The organism is Mangrovicoccus sp. HB161399 (genome assembly GCF_013184745.1).
In the GTDB taxonomy this organism is placed as follows: Bacteria; Pseudomonadota; Alphaproteobacteria; order Rhodobacterales; family Rhodobacteraceae; genus Mangrovicoccus.
Genome location: NZ_JAATVU010000020.1, coordinates 68721 through 82754 on the forward strand (window position 1 = coordinate 68721; position 14034 = coordinate 82754).

General features: G+C 69.3%; 15 protein-coding genes. 5 read left to right on the forward strand and 10 right to left on the reverse strand.

Annotated features, from left to right (window positions below):
* Positions 1–51: 51 nt before the first annotated feature.
* The 3 genes from HCC78_RS13320 to grxB form a co-directional block, all read right to left on the reverse strand.
* Positions 52–891, reverse strand: coding sequence for a 4-(cytidine 5'-diphospho)-2-C-methyl-D-erythritol kinase (locus HCC78_RS13320; RefSeq protein WP_172329276.1), 840 nt, complete (start codon positions 889–891; stop codon positions 52–54).
* Positions 866–2587 (reverse strand): tetratricopeptide repeat protein, encoded by a 1722-nt coding sequence (locus HCC78_RS13325; RefSeq protein WP_371743830.1) that lies wholly within the window; start codon positions 2585–2587, stop codon positions 866–868. Before HCC78_RS13325 ends, HCC78_RS13320 begins: the two co-directional genes overlap by 26 nt.
* Positions 2588–2681: 94 nt before the next feature.
* Positions 2682–3326: a glutaredoxin 2 gene (gene grxB / locus HCC78_RS13330; RefSeq protein ID WP_172329277.1), complete on the reverse strand. Its 645-nt coding sequence runs from the start codon at positions 3324–3326 to the stop codon at positions 2682–2684.
* A gap of 178 nt (positions 3327–3504) precedes the next feature.
* Here grxB and HCC78_RS13335 point away from each other — a divergent pair, with 178 nt between their 5' ends.
* Positions 3505–3783: a hypothetical protein gene (locus tag HCC78_RS13335; protein WP_172329278.1), complete on the forward strand. Its 279-nt coding sequence runs from the start codon at positions 3505–3507 to the stop codon at positions 3781–3783.
* 18 nt (positions 3784–3801) lie between these two features.
* Here the strand turns inward: HCC78_RS13335 and HCC78_RS13340 are convergent, their stop codons facing one another.
* Positions 3802–4641: a calcium-binding protein gene (locus tag HCC78_RS13340; RefSeq protein WP_172329279.1), complete on the reverse strand. Its 840-nt coding sequence runs from the start codon at positions 4639–4641 to the stop codon at positions 3802–3804.
* A gap of 115 nt (positions 4642–4756) precedes the next feature.
* Complete coding sequence (locus HCC78_RS13345; protein WP_172329280.1) at positions 4757–6400, reverse strand: electron transfer flavoprotein-ubiquinone oxidoreductase; 1644 nt, start codon at positions 6398–6400, stop codon at positions 4757–4759.
* Positions 6401–6787: 387 nt separating this feature from the next.
* Between HCC78_RS13345 and greA the strand changes: the two genes are divergently transcribed.
* Both greA and HCC78_RS13355 read left to right on the forward strand, forming a co-directional pair.
* Positions 6788–7258, forward strand: coding sequence for a transcription elongation factor GreA (greA, locus tag HCC78_RS13350; protein ID WP_172329281.1), 471 nt, complete (start codon positions 6788–6790; stop codon positions 7256–7258).
* Between the two features lie 158 nt (positions 7259–7416).
* Entirely contained in the window at positions 7417–8388 is a 972-nt protein-coding gene (locus HCC78_RS13355) for a hypothetical protein (RefSeq protein ID WP_172329282.1), read from the forward strand.
* 66 nt (positions 8389–8454) lie between these two features.
* Here HCC78_RS13355 and mobA read toward each other — a convergent pair whose 3' ends face one another.
* Positions 8455–9066 carry a molybdenum cofactor guanylyltransferase MobA gene (gene mobA, locus HCC78_RS13360; RefSeq protein WP_172329283.1) on the reverse strand — a complete coding sequence of 204 codons (612 nt, stop codon included), beginning with the start codon at positions 9064–9066 and terminating at the stop codon, positions 8455–8457.
* Between the two features lie 123 nt (positions 9067–9189).
* On the opposite strand from mobA, the gene HCC78_RS13365 reads away from it, so the two are divergent.
* Both HCC78_RS13365 and HCC78_RS13370 read left to right on the forward strand, forming a co-directional pair.
* A complete protein-coding gene (locus HCC78_RS13365; protein WP_172329284.1) occupies positions 9190–9894 on the forward strand; it encodes an AzlC family ABC transporter permease in 705 nt (234 codons plus the stop codon).
* Entirely contained in the window at positions 9891–10220 is a 330-nt protein-coding gene (locus HCC78_RS13370) for an AzlD domain-containing protein (protein ID WP_172329285.1), read from the forward strand. Before HCC78_RS13365 ends, HCC78_RS13370 begins: the two co-directional genes overlap by 4 nt.
* Before the next feature lie 27 nt (positions 10221–10247).
* On the opposite strand, the gene HCC78_RS13375 is transcribed toward HCC78_RS13370, so the two are convergent.
* The 4 genes from HCC78_RS13375 to HCC78_RS13390 all read right to left on the reverse strand — a co-directional run bounded on the left by HCC78_RS13375 (position 10248) and on the right by HCC78_RS13390 (position 13967).
* Positions 10248–10829, reverse strand: coding sequence for a hypothetical protein (locus tag HCC78_RS13375; protein WP_172329286.1), 582 nt, complete (start codon positions 10827–10829; stop codon positions 10248–10250).
* Between the two features lie 65 nt (positions 10830–10894).
* Positions 10895–11029 carry an aa3-type cytochrome c oxidase subunit IV gene (locus HCC78_RS13380; protein ID WP_172329287.1) on the reverse strand — a complete coding sequence of 45 codons (135 nt, stop codon included), beginning with the start codon at positions 11027–11029 and terminating at the stop codon, positions 10895–10897.
* 86 nt (positions 11030–11115) lie between these two features.
* Positions 11116–12168 (reverse strand): MBL fold metallo-hydrolase, encoded by a 1053-nt coding sequence (locus HCC78_RS13385; RefSeq protein WP_216671145.1) that lies wholly within the window; start codon positions 12166–12168, stop codon positions 11116–11118.
* Between the two features lie 104 nt (positions 12169–12272).
* The gene (locus tag HCC78_RS13390) at positions 12273–13967 is read right to left on the reverse strand and encodes an acyl-CoA dehydrogenase (protein WP_172329288.1); all 1695 of its coding nucleotides are present in this window, start codon (positions 13965–13967) and stop codon (positions 12273–12275) included.
* Positions 13968–14034: the final 67 nt, after the last annotated feature.

Genomic DNA, 14034 nt, shown 5'->3' on the forward strand with positions numbered 1-14034 from the left:
AGCGCGCCCTCAGGGGCGCGTTTCGCGTTTCAGGAACTGAAAACCGTTAAGCTAGAGGATCTTGCCACTCTCCACCCACCAGCGGGGCTCGGCCCGCGCCAGCAGCGCAGCCGCGCCCTGCGCCGCCTCGCAGGACAGGAACAGGCCGAAGCAGGTCGCCCCCGATCCCGACATCCGCGACAGCATGCAGCCCGGCTGTCGCGCCAGTGCCGCCAGAACGTCGCCGATCACCGGCGCGATCGCGCGGGCGGGCGGCTCCAGATCGTTGCGCTGGCCGCCGAGCCACGCACAGAACGCCCCGGCCCCCACCGGCATGTGGCCGCGGATCGGCAGGTTCTCGCGGCATTCCAGCGCCCGGAACACATCGGGCGTCGGCACCTCGACACCGGGATTGGCCAGCACGACCCAGATCGGCGGCAGGGCGGGCAGCGGAGAGATCTCCTCGCCCACGCCTTCCATGCGCACCGTGCGCGGCTCCAGGCAGACCGGGACATCGGCGCCCAGCGGCAGGAGCGCGCCCGGATCGGGCAGCTCCGCCAGCCCCAGCCGCGCCAGCGCCCGCAGCGTGGCCGCGGCGTCGGACGAGCCGCCGCCGATCCCGGCCGCGGCCGGCAGGCGCTTTTCCAGGGTGATCGCGACGGGCGGCGCCCCGGCCAGCTCCGCAGCCTTCCAGACGAGGTTGCGCGCGTCTTCGGGCACGCCGGCCGCGCGTGGACCGGTGACCTGCAGCGACAACGCTCCTGCAGGCGCCACCGTCACGCTGTCGGAAATGTCGGCAAAGGCCACCAGGCTGTCGAGAAGGTGGTAGCCGTCCTCGCGCCGTCCGGTCACATGCAGGGCGAGGTTGATCTTGGCCGGAGCGGCCTCAGTTGCCTTCGCTGTTGGTTCCAAGCGGCTCCGCCCCTTCCTCGGCCAGCACCTTGTCCAGCCCGACCTCCAGCTTGCGGCGGATGCGGTCCGGATCGACTTCCTCGTTGGAACTGCCGTAATCGGTAAAGCTGAGCGCGCGGCGCCACATGAACTGCGCCTCGAGCTTGCGCCCGACCGCCCAGTAGACATCGCCCAGATGATCGTTGATCACCGGGTCGATCGCCATGATCTCGGCGGCATGCTCCATCGGCGGAACCGCCTCCTCGTAGCGGCCGAGGCGGTAGTACACCCAGCCGAGGCTGTCGGAGATATAGCCGTCATCCGGGCGCTGCGCGGAGGCCTTGCGGATCATGTCGAGCGCCTCGTCGAGGCTCTCGTTCTTCTCGACCAGCGAATAGCCGAGATAGTTCAGCACCCTGGGTTCGTCCGGCGACAGTTCCAGCGCGCGGCGGAAATCGGCCTCGGCCTCCGGCCAGATGCCCAGCCGCTCCAGCGTGATGCCGCGGGCATAGAAGATCTGCCAGTCGTCCTGGGCGGGATCGTCGAGCAGCGCGACCGCCTTGTCATAGGCCGCGCGGGCTGCTTCCCAGCGGTCATCGGAGGTCAGCGCGTCACCCAGCGAAACCTGGACCTCGACGAGATCCGGATAGGATTTCGACAGCTGGTTCAGCACCTCGATCGCCGCATCCTTGCGCCCCGCATAGCGCAGCGCGTTGGCGCGGCCGAACTCGGCCTGCAGATAGGCGGGATGCTCGCGCGGCACCTGGTCGTAGAGTTCGCTCGCCAGCGCGTAGTTGCCCTGCTCGTCATAGATGCTCGCCACCATCAGCAGCGCATCGACATGGCCGGGGTTCAGCTGGCGCGCAGCCTGGGCATAGACCAGCGACAGGCTGTTGCCGGCCTGGCCGTAGAGCACCTGCGCCATGGTGTAGAACGCCTCGGCAATCCCCGCCTTGGCGTCCGGAACGCTCAGGGGAATGGCCTCTCCGGCCTCGAGCTTGGCAACGATGTCGGCCATCTGCGGCGCGACCGAGCCGCCATAGGCTTCGTCGAGCAGCTGCAGCGCCTGGTCGAAATGGCCGAGCTGGCTCTGCACCTCGGCGCGCAGCCGCAGCCCGCGGCCCGACAGCGGCAGCGGCCCATCGCTCTCGCCCGAGAGCAGCGCCTCGGCGGCCGCGTAATCGCCCGAAACCGCCAGCGCCAGCGCCTTGTGGTAGAGCACCACGCCGCGCAGCATCGGCGCCTCGGCCAGCTTGTCGAAGGCGGCCATGGCCGCCTCGGTGTCGCCCGCGCCCAGATCGGCCCAGCCGCCTGCCAGCTGGTCGAGGAAGCCTTCCAGCAGGTCACCCAGCGAGAACCCGCTGCCGAGCGCGCCGCGCAGCGCGGCGTAGTCGCCCGCCTCCATCCAGTCGACCAGCTGGACGATGTCCATCAGGCTGGCCTGCAGCCCGGCCCCCTGCATCCGCCGCATGATCGCCGAGGCGCTGTCGAAATTGCCCAGGTTGACCTGCGCGGTCAGCGCCAGTTCCATCAGCTCCGGGTTCTGCGCATCCAGCGCCAGCGCGCGGGTGAAATATTCGGCTGCACGGGCATGGTCGGCTTCCATGCCGGCCACCCGCCCCGCCAGATAGGTTCCGGCATTTCCGCCCATTACGGCGGCAGGCGCCAGCCCGAGGCAGAGGGCGGCGGCGAGGAGGCGGGATTTGTTTCGGAACACCTTCGAATGTCTCCGTCTGGACGTGTTGCCCCGACCCTAGAGCCCGCTGCAGCGCGTGTCCATCCGCGCAGGCAGGCCCGGGGCCGGTGCGGGATCAGATCGCGCGATCGTCATAGGAATGGGTGCCGCAAAGCGCGGTGACATGGTCGACATAGGCGCGCACCCAGTCCGGGAAGGCCAGATCCTTGACCATCGTCAGGTTGCGCAGCTGCGGATAGATCAGCACGTCGCCCATGCGCAGCCGGTCGCCGGGCAGATCCAACGGCGGCATGGCGGCCAGCATCGCCTCGACCTCGGCCTTGTGCGCCGCGGTTTCCTCGAGCGCCTGGCCGAAGGAGATGCCGATGATGTCCTCCTTGCGCTCGGTGAAATAGCCGATGGCCGTCCGCGTTTCGAATTCGGGCAGGCCGAGCCGGACATTGCGCGGGAAGAGCAGGCAGTTCACCGCGCGGTTGGCCGAGGCCAGCGCCTGCATCTGCGGGGCGACCTCGTCCCAGGGATCGAGCGTCGGCGCGCCGGTCTCGATGCCGTCGAGCTCGGCCACGATGTCGAGGCTCTCGCCCATCGCCTTGCCGTCGTCGAATTGCAGGATCGGGACCATCTTCGCGCCGATCAGGTCGTAATGGGCCTGCTCGTCATCGTTGAGCAGGTAGACCTTCTCGTGCGGGACCTTCCGCCAGCTCGCCACCATGTCGGCGCGCACGCAGAAGGGGCAGTGGTCGTATTGGTAGAGTTTCATCGTTACGCTCCCCGGCTCGCGCCGGCCTGTTACCGGATTCCGGGCGCTAGGCTGGCCCGTCTGGCAGGCGAACGCAAGGCGCCCGGGCCCGGTTCCGCTCCCCGCCGAGGGACGCCCCGGAAGGGTCGGCCAGATTTTCCTAAAATTCTCAGCATCTTCATCACACGAAGACTTAAATTTGCGCTATTTTACCCGAGGGGCAGAACGGGAAAGTGGGGAAGGCACCATGGTGAAACTCAATCCGGCATTGAATTCCTTCGCATTCATGAAGGCCCTTCAGACGACGCAGCAGCTGCGCCAGCAACAGCTGTCGAACGACGAGTCCGCGACCAAGATTCGCCGCGAATCGGAACGCGTCGCCATTCTCGGCGACCAGCGCGCCGCGGCAGAGGAATTCTTCCAGAAGACCCAGGCCTACATGAAGGCCGCGAAGGAAGCGGCCGCCGCCGCCAAGTGACGGGCGCCCCGGGCGGGCTCAGAAGGCGAAGACGAAATCCTCCTCGCCGATGTCCCCGGGCGACGTTCCCTCCAGAATGACCACGGCGTCGCCGTCCTCGATCACGACCTTGCCGTTGCGCGCGCTGATCTCCAGGTCATCGATGCCTTCGGCGCCGGTCTGAACCAGGATGCGGTCGCCCTCGGCGAAATCCATCACCTGGCTGCGGCCGCTGCCCGCGCTCATGACGAAGGTGTCCGGCCCGTAGCCGCCGATCAGCCGGTCCTTGCCGGGGCCGCCGTCGAGCGTGTCCATGCCCATGCCGCCGACCAGCGTGTCGTCGCCTTCGCCGCCGGCGAGGATATCCCGCCCCTGGCGCCCCAGCACCTTGTCGTCGCCCTCGCCGCCCGCGCGGACATCCCAGCCCTCGGTGCCTTCGATCTTGAAGTCGACCACGGCCGTGACGCCCTCGCCCGTCGCGTAGCGGAGGCCGTCGACATTGAGCATGGCCGAGGTCGCGGTGAAGCTGAGATTCTCTTCGGGGACGTCGAGAGAGTTGAAGTCGCCGAGCAGGCGGACGTCGCGGATGGTGACGCCGCTGTCACCGCCCAGCCCGTCGAAGCTCAGCTTGTAGCCGTTGAACCCGTCATCGGGGACATTGGTGAAGGAGCCGGAGGCTTTCACGCGATAGTCGATGAAGCTGCCGCGGATGTCGAGGACGGCCGGGACGACGTAGTAGGGATCGCCGTTCAGGTCGTAGTATTCGGTGTCGTTGAATTCGACCACGAGCGCGGAAATCTCCGCCACGCCGGTGCTGGCGATCGGGTTGGAGAGGACCGGGGAAAAGATCTCGAGCGTTACGTTGGTGCCGGGAAGCATGGGCAAGGTCCTGAAAATGAAAGAGGTGGGCCCCGGCAGGGAACCACCTCCTCATATTCGCAACAACTGCTGCCGCAACGGAAACCCGCCTCATCGGCGGAAATCCGTCACATGTTCACATATTTGGATAGTTGGGCCCGTCGCCGCCCTGGGGCGTCGTCCACGTGATGTTTTGCGACGGATCCTTGATGTCGCAGGTCTTGCAGTGGACGCAGTTCTGGAAGTTCACCTGGAACTTCACGTCCGCACCCTCGCCCACGAACTCGTACACCCCCGCCGGGCAGTAGCGCGCCGACGGCCCGCCATATTGCGGCAGGTTCACCTTCACCGGCAGATCGGGATCGGCCAGCTTTAGGTGGGCCGGCTGGCTTTCCTCGTGGTTGGTGAAGGAGAAGCTCACGTTCGTCAGCCGGTCGAAGCTGAGCACGCCGTCGGGCTTCGGATACTCTATCACCTTGTGGTCCGCCGCCTTGCCGGTCGCGGCCGCGTCCGACTTGCCGTGGCCGATCGTGCCCAAGAGCGAGAAGCCCCAGGTGTTGGTCCACATGTCGAGCCCGCCCAGCGTCAGGGACGCGGCGAGGCCGTATTTCGACCAGAGCGGCTTGACGTTGCGCACCGGCTTCAGATCCTTGCCGATCGCGCCCTCGCGCACTTCGGTCTCGTACCCGGTCAGCTCGTCGCCGGACCGGCCCGCCTGGATCGCGTCGAAGGCCGCCTCGGCGGCCGCCATGCCCGAAAGCATCGCGTTGTGGTTGCCCTTGATCCGCGGCACGTTGACCATGCCCGCCGAGCAGCCCAGCAGCGCGCCCCCCGGGAAGGTCAGCTTCGGCAGCGACTGCCAGCCGCCCTCGGTGATCGCCCGCGCGCCATAGGCCACGCGCTTGCCGCCCTTCAGCAGCTCGGCGACCATCGGGTGGTGCTTGAAGCGCTGGAACTCCATGTAGGGGAAGAGATGCGGGTTCTCGTAGTTCAGATGGACCACGAAGCCGACATAGACCTGGTTGTTGTCCAGGTGGTAGATGAACGACCCGCCGCCCGCGTTCGAGCCCAGAGGCCAGCCCATCGTGTGGGTGACGGTGCCCTCGGCATGCTTCTCCGGGTCGATCTCCCAGATCTCCTTCATGCCGATGCCGTATTTCTGCGGGCACTTGCCCTTGCCCAGCTCGTACTTGGCGATGACCTGCTTGGACAGCGAGCCGCGCACGCCTTCGGCGAGGAAGACGTACTTGCCGAGCAGCTCCATGCCCGGTTCGTAGGCCGGGCCCGGCGTGCCGTCGGCTTCCTTGCCGAACTCGCCCGCCACGACGCCCGCGACCCGGTCGCCGTCCATGACCAGCTCCGAACAGGACATTCCGGGGAAGATCTCGACGCCCAGCTCCTCGGCCTGCTCGGCCATCCAGCGGCAGACATTGCCCATCGACACGATGTAGTTGCCATGGTTGTCCATCAGCGGCGGCATGGCGAAGTTCGGCATGCGGATCTGGCCGCCCTCGCCGAGGATGTAGAAGTTGTCCTTCTTCACCGGCACGGTGAGCGGCGCGCCCTTCTCCTTCCAGTCGGGAATGAGCTTGTCGATTCCGCAGGGGTCGAGCACCGCGCCGGAGAGGATGTGCGCGCCGACCTCGGAGCCCTTCTCCAGCACGACGACCTGCAGCTCGGCATCCAGCTGCTTCAGCCGGATCGCCGCCGACAGGCCCGCAGGCCCCGCCCCGACGATCACGACATCATATTCCATCGCTTCGCGCGTCACTTCGCTCATCTGCCTACCCTGACCCCTGTCTGTCTTCGGTCGGTTATCCTCTTGCCCGTTCCCGGGCTCCGGCGCCGTGCATACCGCTCTGCAGTGCAGCACGTCAAGCATGCGCAATCTCCTTGCGGCAATCGCAAGGTTTGCGCAACAATAGAACCCCGGAGGCAGCAGATCCCGTCATCCGCGCCCGATCGGGAGCCTTACCCGCCCCTGCCGTCGCCGCAAGGGCGAATAGCGACAGACAGGCGGTAGGCTTGCGTCCGGCGGCATCCCCCGCCCCGCAAAAACAATGCCACGGACCCGCTTGCACGCCGCCCCAAGCTGATGTCAAAGTCGCTCGACACCGCGCAGATGCGCTCCGGCCCTATGGCCGCCCAAACTCGACCGTAGAGACCTATGGAAAAGATACCAATGACCCCGGCCGGCTATGCCCGGCTAGACGAAGAGCTCAAGCAGCTGAAATCGGTGGAACGGCCTGCGATCATCAAGGCCATCGCCGAGGCGCGCGAACACGGGGATCTCTCGGAGAACGCCGAATACCATTCCGCGCGCGAGAAGCAGAGCTTCATCGAGGGCCGCATCAAGGAAGTCGAGGCGATCCTCGGCCGCTCCGACATCATCGACCCCAAGAAGCTCTCCGGCACGATCAAGTTCGGCGCCACGGTGGATCTGGTGGACGAGGATACCGACGAGGAGAAGTCCTACCAGATCGTCGGCGAGCCCGAGGCCGATATCGAGCGCGGCAAGCTGAACATGAAATCGCCCCTGGCGCGCGCGCTGATCGGCAAGGACATCGGCGACAGCGTCGAGGTCCACACTCCGGGCGGCGGGAAATCCTACGAGATCCTCGCAATCCGCTACGTCTGAGGCACGGACGGCAAGGCTCCGCTGCTGCACCGCGGCGGACGACGCCGCGGTTTGACGGAGCCGCGGCATCAGGGTAGATCTCGGAACAGGCGGGGCGGCCCAGGACGGTGGCCCCGGACCGACCATTCCCCGGGCAAGGCCCGCCACAGGAAGGCCCCGTGAAGAAAACGGATCCGCTCTTTCCGAATTCCGCCCCGACCCGCGCCGGAACGGCCGAGAAGCTGGCCGCGTCCTTCGGCCTGCTCTGGCTCTGCCTCGGCGCCGCAGCGTTCCGCTATGCCCCCGGCACGATCGGCCCGGGCGGCCTGATCGCGCCGCTGGTGCTGTTCGGGCTGCTCTGGCACCAGTCGCGTGCGCTGCGGCTGACCCGGCAAGAGGCCGCGGCCCTGCGCGATGCGCTCGGGGCGATGACCGCCGAACACCGCGCCGCCGCCGTCCCGCCGCGGCGCGACACGCCCGCCCCCGCCCGGCAGGAGCCGTCCGACGGCGACCGGCCCGCGACCACGGTCTTCGGCGTGCGCTCCGCCAGCGCGGCCGAGCGGATGCAGGAGACCGGCGGCCCTGCCCCGTCCTTCGCCTCGCGCCGCGACCCGCTGCAGCCCGGCGCCGCGCCCGGCAGCCAGGGCAGCCTGGCGCTGGACACCGCGCCGACGCCGCCGCCCCTGACCGTCGGCGATTTCATCCTGGCGCTGAATTTTCCGCAGGACCCCGACGATACCGACGGGTTCCGCGCGCTGCGCCTGGCGCTGAAGGCGCCGCAGGCCGCACCGCTGATCCAGGCCGCGCAGGACGTGCTGACGCTGCTGTCGCAGAACGGGCTCTACATGGATGACCTGGAGCCCGACCATCCCAAGCCCGAACTGTGGCGCCGCTTCGCGGCCGGCGAGCGAGGCGGTGCAATCGGAGCGCTCGGCGGGGTTCGGGATGCGGAAGCGCTGGCCAACTGCGCCGCCGCGCTGCGCGAGGACCCGGTCTTCCGCGATGCGGTGCACCATTTCCTGCGCCATTTCGACCTCATGCTCGTGGCCCGCGCAGGAGCGCTGGAGGATGCCGCGCTGGTCCGCCTGGCCGAAACCCGCACGGCCCGCGCCTTCATGCTGCTCGGCCGCTGCGTCGGCATGTTCGACTGAGCCGCGGCCCGGCCGCCGGGCTGCGCAGCTCCGCTGCCGTCTCCAATGGCCGCGAAACGCCCCGCGTCAGCTGTCCATCTCGGGCAGCATCGCCTCGGCACGGGCCAGATCTCCGGGACCGTCGATGCCGAAGAACCCCTCCGAGGCGAAGAACACGCTCGCCGCCCCATGGGAGCTGGCCCAATAGGTCATCTTGCGCACCCCCTGGGAAAGTGCGCTGCGCAGGTCCTCGCGGAGGCTGACCGGCCAGAATCCGAAATCCGGATGGCGCTGCAGCCGCCCGTCCTCCTCGGTGGCGGCCATCGCGATCGGCGTGCCCGCCCGGGCCGCGCCGCGGACCAGCCGCTCGGCCAGATCCGCCGGGAAGAAGGGCGTGTCGACGGCGACGGTCACGATGGACGCGGCCCCGCGCGAGGCGGCCCAGTCCAGCCCGGCCAGCACCCCCGCCAGCGGTCCCGGATGGCCCGGCACGCTGTCGGAGAGGACCGGCAGGCCGAATTCCCCGAGCCGCCCGGCCTGGCCGTTGGCGTTGATCGCCAGCCCCGCCACCTGCAGCCCCAGCCGGTCGACCGCACGGTCGTAGAGGCAGCGCCCGCCGAGCAGCAGCGCCCCCTTGTCGGCGCCGCCCATGCGCGCCGCCGGCCCTCCCGCTAGGATCACGCCCAATGGCGCTGTCATCGTCCCGGCTCCGTTCCGGTTCCCGCGCATTCCGCCGCCCCGCCTCCGGCCGGGCGCCTGCGCAATTGCATCGGCGGCAACAGTGGCGTAGCGGAGGGCATGCGTAAATAGGATGTTCTGCCAATGTTAACCAGTACGAACGCCGCCATCCGGCGGGGCCTGCTGGACAGCCTGCCCTTCCTGCTGGTGATCGTGCCCTTCGGCCTGCTCTTCGGGGTGGCCGGAACCGAAGCCGGGCTGCCGATCGCGCAGACCATGGCCTTCACCATGCTGGTGATCGCCGGAGCGGCGCAGTTCACCGCGCTGCAGCTGCTACAGGACAATGCGCCGGTGGTGATCATCCTGCTGACTTCGCTGGCGGTGAACCTGCGGATGGCGATGTATTCGGCCTCGCTGGCGCCGCATCTGGGGCAGGCAAAGCTCTGGCAGCGCGGGCTCGTCGCCTATCTGCTGGTCGACCAGAGCTATGCGCTGGCGCATCCGGCCTTCGAGGCCGACCGGAACGCGCCGATCGGGCGGAAGCTGGCGTATTTCCTGGCGACGATGGTGATGATCGCGCCCAGCTGGTACGCCGCCACCTATGTCGGCGCGCGGGTGGGCGCCGCCGTGCCCGAGGGATTCGCGCTGGATTTCGCAGTGCCGATCACCTTCCTCGCGCTGGTCGCCCCCGCCCTGCGGACGCTGGCCCATGTCGCGGCGGCGGCAACCTCGGTGGCGCTGGCCCTGGCGCTGAGTTGGATCCCCTTCAGCCTCGGCCTGATCGTCGCGGCGCTGGCGGCGATGGCCGTCGGGGCGCAGACCGAACTCTGGATGGAGAAGCGCAGATGACCGGCAACGCAACCGCCGTATGGACCGTGATCGCCGGGCTGGCCGTCGGAACCTTCCTGATCCGGTTCTCCTTCCTCGGCCTGCTGGGACAGCGCAGCTTCCCGGAATGGGCGCTGCGGATGCTGCGCTACACGCCGGTGGCCGTGCTGCCGGGGCTGGTCGCGCCGCTGGTGCTCTGGCCGCAGGCGACCGGCGGAGAACCCGACGCGGCGCGCCTGCTGGCCGCGCTGGCCGCGGCCGCCGCAGGGGTCCTGACCCGCTCGGTGCTCTGGTCGGTCGCCGCCGGGCTGGCCGCGCTCTATGGCGGGCTCGCGCTCTTCGGCTGAGCCCTGCCGCTTGCGTCGGCGGCCCGCCTAGATCGGTCCGCCGCCCTCGACGACACGGGTTCCCTGGCCGACATAGCCGTAGCCGCCGATCCCGCCGATATCGCTGCGGTCGTCGGGACTGTCGTCGTAGAAGGTCCGCGTCACCACGCCGGGATACTGCGCGAAGGCTTCGCTGGCGACGTCCGGGAAGAACGTGTGCGGGAAGCTCTCGAAGCCCGGCAGCGGCTTGATCACGTCGGTTGTCCGCAGGGTGCAGAACGAGGCCAGGACCGGCCCGATCCCCTCGGCGCGGCGCAGGGCCTCCGACGCGGTCTCCATCGGCACTTCGAGCTTCTGCTGGCGCACGTAGTAGGTCTCGCGCGCGTGGTAGTCGATGAACCAGGCCTCCATCGGCGTGGTGAAGCCGTAATGCACGTCGTCGATCCGCGGCGCCTTGGGGTGGTGCCACGTGCCTGCGGGGTTGAACACCACGCGTTCCGGCCCGTCGATCACCAGCGCGGTATGTGCGCCCTTGCCGGTCTGGATGCGGACGTTGGTGTAGAGGGTCAGCGACGGCGGATTGCTGCTGCGGTAATGGGCGCGGGCCACCGCCTCGGGCGGATCGCGCACCGGTTCGGCGCAGGCGGCCAGCAGGGACGAGGCAAGCCCCGCCCCGAAGGCACGGCGGCTGAGCCTCAGGCCCCCACGAGCGCCAGGAAGATCAGGACCACGAAGATTCCGATCACCGCCCGCGTCACGAATTTCACGAAGCCCGAGAAGGTCTTCTCGTGATCCGCGATGTCCATCGTGCCATGCTTGAATTCCGCCATCAGTCTCCTCCTCCTCTGGCCTGCCGAAATTGGTACGGCAGAATCCGGAAGAAGTCACGCGGCCGGATGCCAGCTTGCTCATTTCGTCAGTCCCGAAGTTTCCAGGCGATGGCGCCATCGTCACGCAAAAGGCCGGAGACCTCCCCGGCCGCGTTCAGATAGTTCACATGCGCGATGGCTTCCACAAGGGCGAGCCCGTATTCCCCTGCCGAGATGTCGCGCCGGTAGAGCGCGGGAAAGCATTCTGCCGCCGAATGCGGCAGCCTGAGATGCGCGCGCAGCCGCTCCAGCGCGCCGTGATGGCTGTCGATCAGCGACCGCAGCCGGAAGGGCAGCCCGGTGAAGGGCAGCTTGTGGCCCGGCAGGACCAGCTGGTCCGGCGCCGCATGCGACAGCAGCCGCGTGCAGCTCTCGATCCAGTCGGCCAGCGGATTCGCGTCCGGTTCGGTGGCGTAGACGCCGATATTGGGCGAGATCGAGGGCAGGATCTGGTCGCCCGCGATCACCAGCGGTTCGTCATGGCACCAGAGCGTCGCCTGGTCGGGCGCATGGCCGCCGCCCAGCCGCACCGTCCAGCTGCGCCCGCCGAGGCGCAGCTCGCTGCCCTCGCGGATCTGGCGGAAGCCGAGCGGCATGGCGGCCACCGCATCGCAGTAGTTCAGCGGCCGCGACGTGCGGCGTTCCTCCAGAACCGCCGGATCCATCCCCGCGCGGCGCCAGAAGGCCAGCGTCTCGGCGGGCGGAACCTCCTGTTCGTCGAGCCTCAGCATCCGCGCGAAGAGCCAGGCGGTGCGGGTCATGACCAGCTCGGCGCCATGCGCGGCCTGGAACCAGCCGGCCAGCCCGACATGGTCGGGATGGTGATGGGTGACGAGGACCCGCGCCACCGGGCGCCCGGCCAGCGGGCCATCGAGCAGCCGCTGCCAGAGCCCGCGGGTGCGGCGCGTGTCCATGCCGGTATCGACGATGGTCCAGCCGTCGCCATCCGCCAGCGCATAGACATTCACGTGGTCCAGCGCCATCGGCAGCGGCAGGCGCATCCACAGGATGCCCTCGGCCAGCTCGGCAGCCTCGCCCTCGGCGGGCGGCTCGGGAAAGGGATGGCGCAGCTGCGCCGGGATCGTCTCGGGTGCGGTCATCGCGCGTGCCTCCGGGTTGCCCCGCTCCTGCCCCGGATCGGCGCGCAGTTCAACGCCCCGCGGCCTCGGGGCGGCGGCCTGTCCCCTCCGGCGGGCTGCGGTGCTCAGGGGACGAGCGCCGCGGCCGGAACCGCGTAGAGATCGGCCGCGCCCAGTCCGGCCTGGGCCAGCAGCGGCGCCGAAAGCGGCAGCATCCGCAGGATGTAGACCCGCGCCAGCGCGGCCCGCCCCTCGTCCCCCGCGGCCGCCGCCTGCAGGTGGTGCCAGCCGCCCAGCACCCGCGCGAAGCCCGCGAGATAGGGCGCCGCCACGGCAAACCGGTCATTCGGCTCCCGCGCCGCCAGCAGCCGCTCGGTCGCCTCGCGCAGCGCCTCCGCCGCGTCCCAGACCCGGTCGGCCAGATCGGCATGCGCTCCGCGCAGGCCGCGCAGCCCGTCCTGCATCTCGTCGATCAGCGCGAAGGCCGCGGCCCCGCCATCGGCAAGCTTGCGCCCGGCGAGATCCATCGCCTGGATGCCGTTGGTGCCCTCGTAGATCGCCGTCACGCGCACGTCGCGGCAGAACTGCGCGGCACCGGTCTCCTCGATCACCCCCATGCCGCCATGGATCTGCACGCCGGTTTCCGCCGCGCGGATGCCGGTCTCAGTGCCGAAGGCCTTGGCGATGGGCGTGAGCAGCGCCGCGCGCGCCGCCCAGGCCGGATCCCCGGTCGCCGCGGCCATGTCGATGGCGATGGCGCAGCCGAGCGCGATGGCCCGCGCCGCGAAGATGTCGGCGCGGGTCTCCAGCAGCATCCGCCGCACGTCGGCATGGTCGATGATCGCCGCCTGGCCCGGCTCCGGCGTAGCGCCCTGCCGCCGCTCCGACGCGAAGGCCGCCGCCTTCTGGCAAGCTGCCTCGGCGACGCCGATCCCCTGCATGGCGACGCCCAGCCGCGCGTTGTTCATCATGGTGAACATCGCCGCCATGCCCTTGTGCGGCGCGCCGACCAGCCAGCCGGAGGCGCCCTCGAACTGCAGCATGGCGGTGGGCGAGCCGTGCAGCCCCAGCTTGTGCTCCAGGCTGACGGTGCGCACCGAATTGGCCGTGCCGCCGGGCAGGATCTTCGGCACCAGGAACAGGCTGATCCCCTTGGTCCCCGGTGCCGCGCCGGGCAGCCGCGCCAGCACCAGGTGGCTGATGTTCTCCGTCATCGGATGGTCGCCCCAGGTGATGAAGATCTTTTGCCCCGATATGCGGTAGATGCCGTCCCCCGCCGGCTCCGCCTTGGCGGCCAGCGCGCCGACATCCGACCCGGCCTGCGGCTCGGTCAGGCACATCGTCCCGGTCCACTCGCCGGAGACCAGCTTCGGCAGGTACTGCGCCTTCAGCTCCGCCGGGGCATGGTGCTCCAGCGCCTCGATCTGGCCCTGGCTCAGCAGCGGGCAGAGCTGCAGCGACAGGCAGGCGCCCGACATCATCTCGTTGACCGCCATGGCCAGCGCCACCGGCAGACCCATGCCGCCATGCGCCGGACCGGCCGAGATGCCGACCCAGCCGCCCTCCGCGATCGCGCGATAGCCTTCGGCAAAGCCCGGCGGCAGCTCTACCGCGCCATCGGCCAGCCTGGCGGGATGCGCATCTCCGGCCCGCTGCAGCGGCGCCAGAACCTCGGAACAGAGCCTGCCCGCCTCCTCCAGCACTGCCCGCGCAGTCTCCGGCCCGGCCTCGGCATAGCGCTCCGTGGCAGCCACCCGGCCATAGCCCAGGACACTTTCCAGCAGGAACAGGTGGTCGGAGACGGGGGCGCGATAGGACATGCGGGTCCTCCTCTGGCTTGCCATGCGGCGCATCCGGCGCTAGGGCCGCGTGACAGCACCCTTGCGG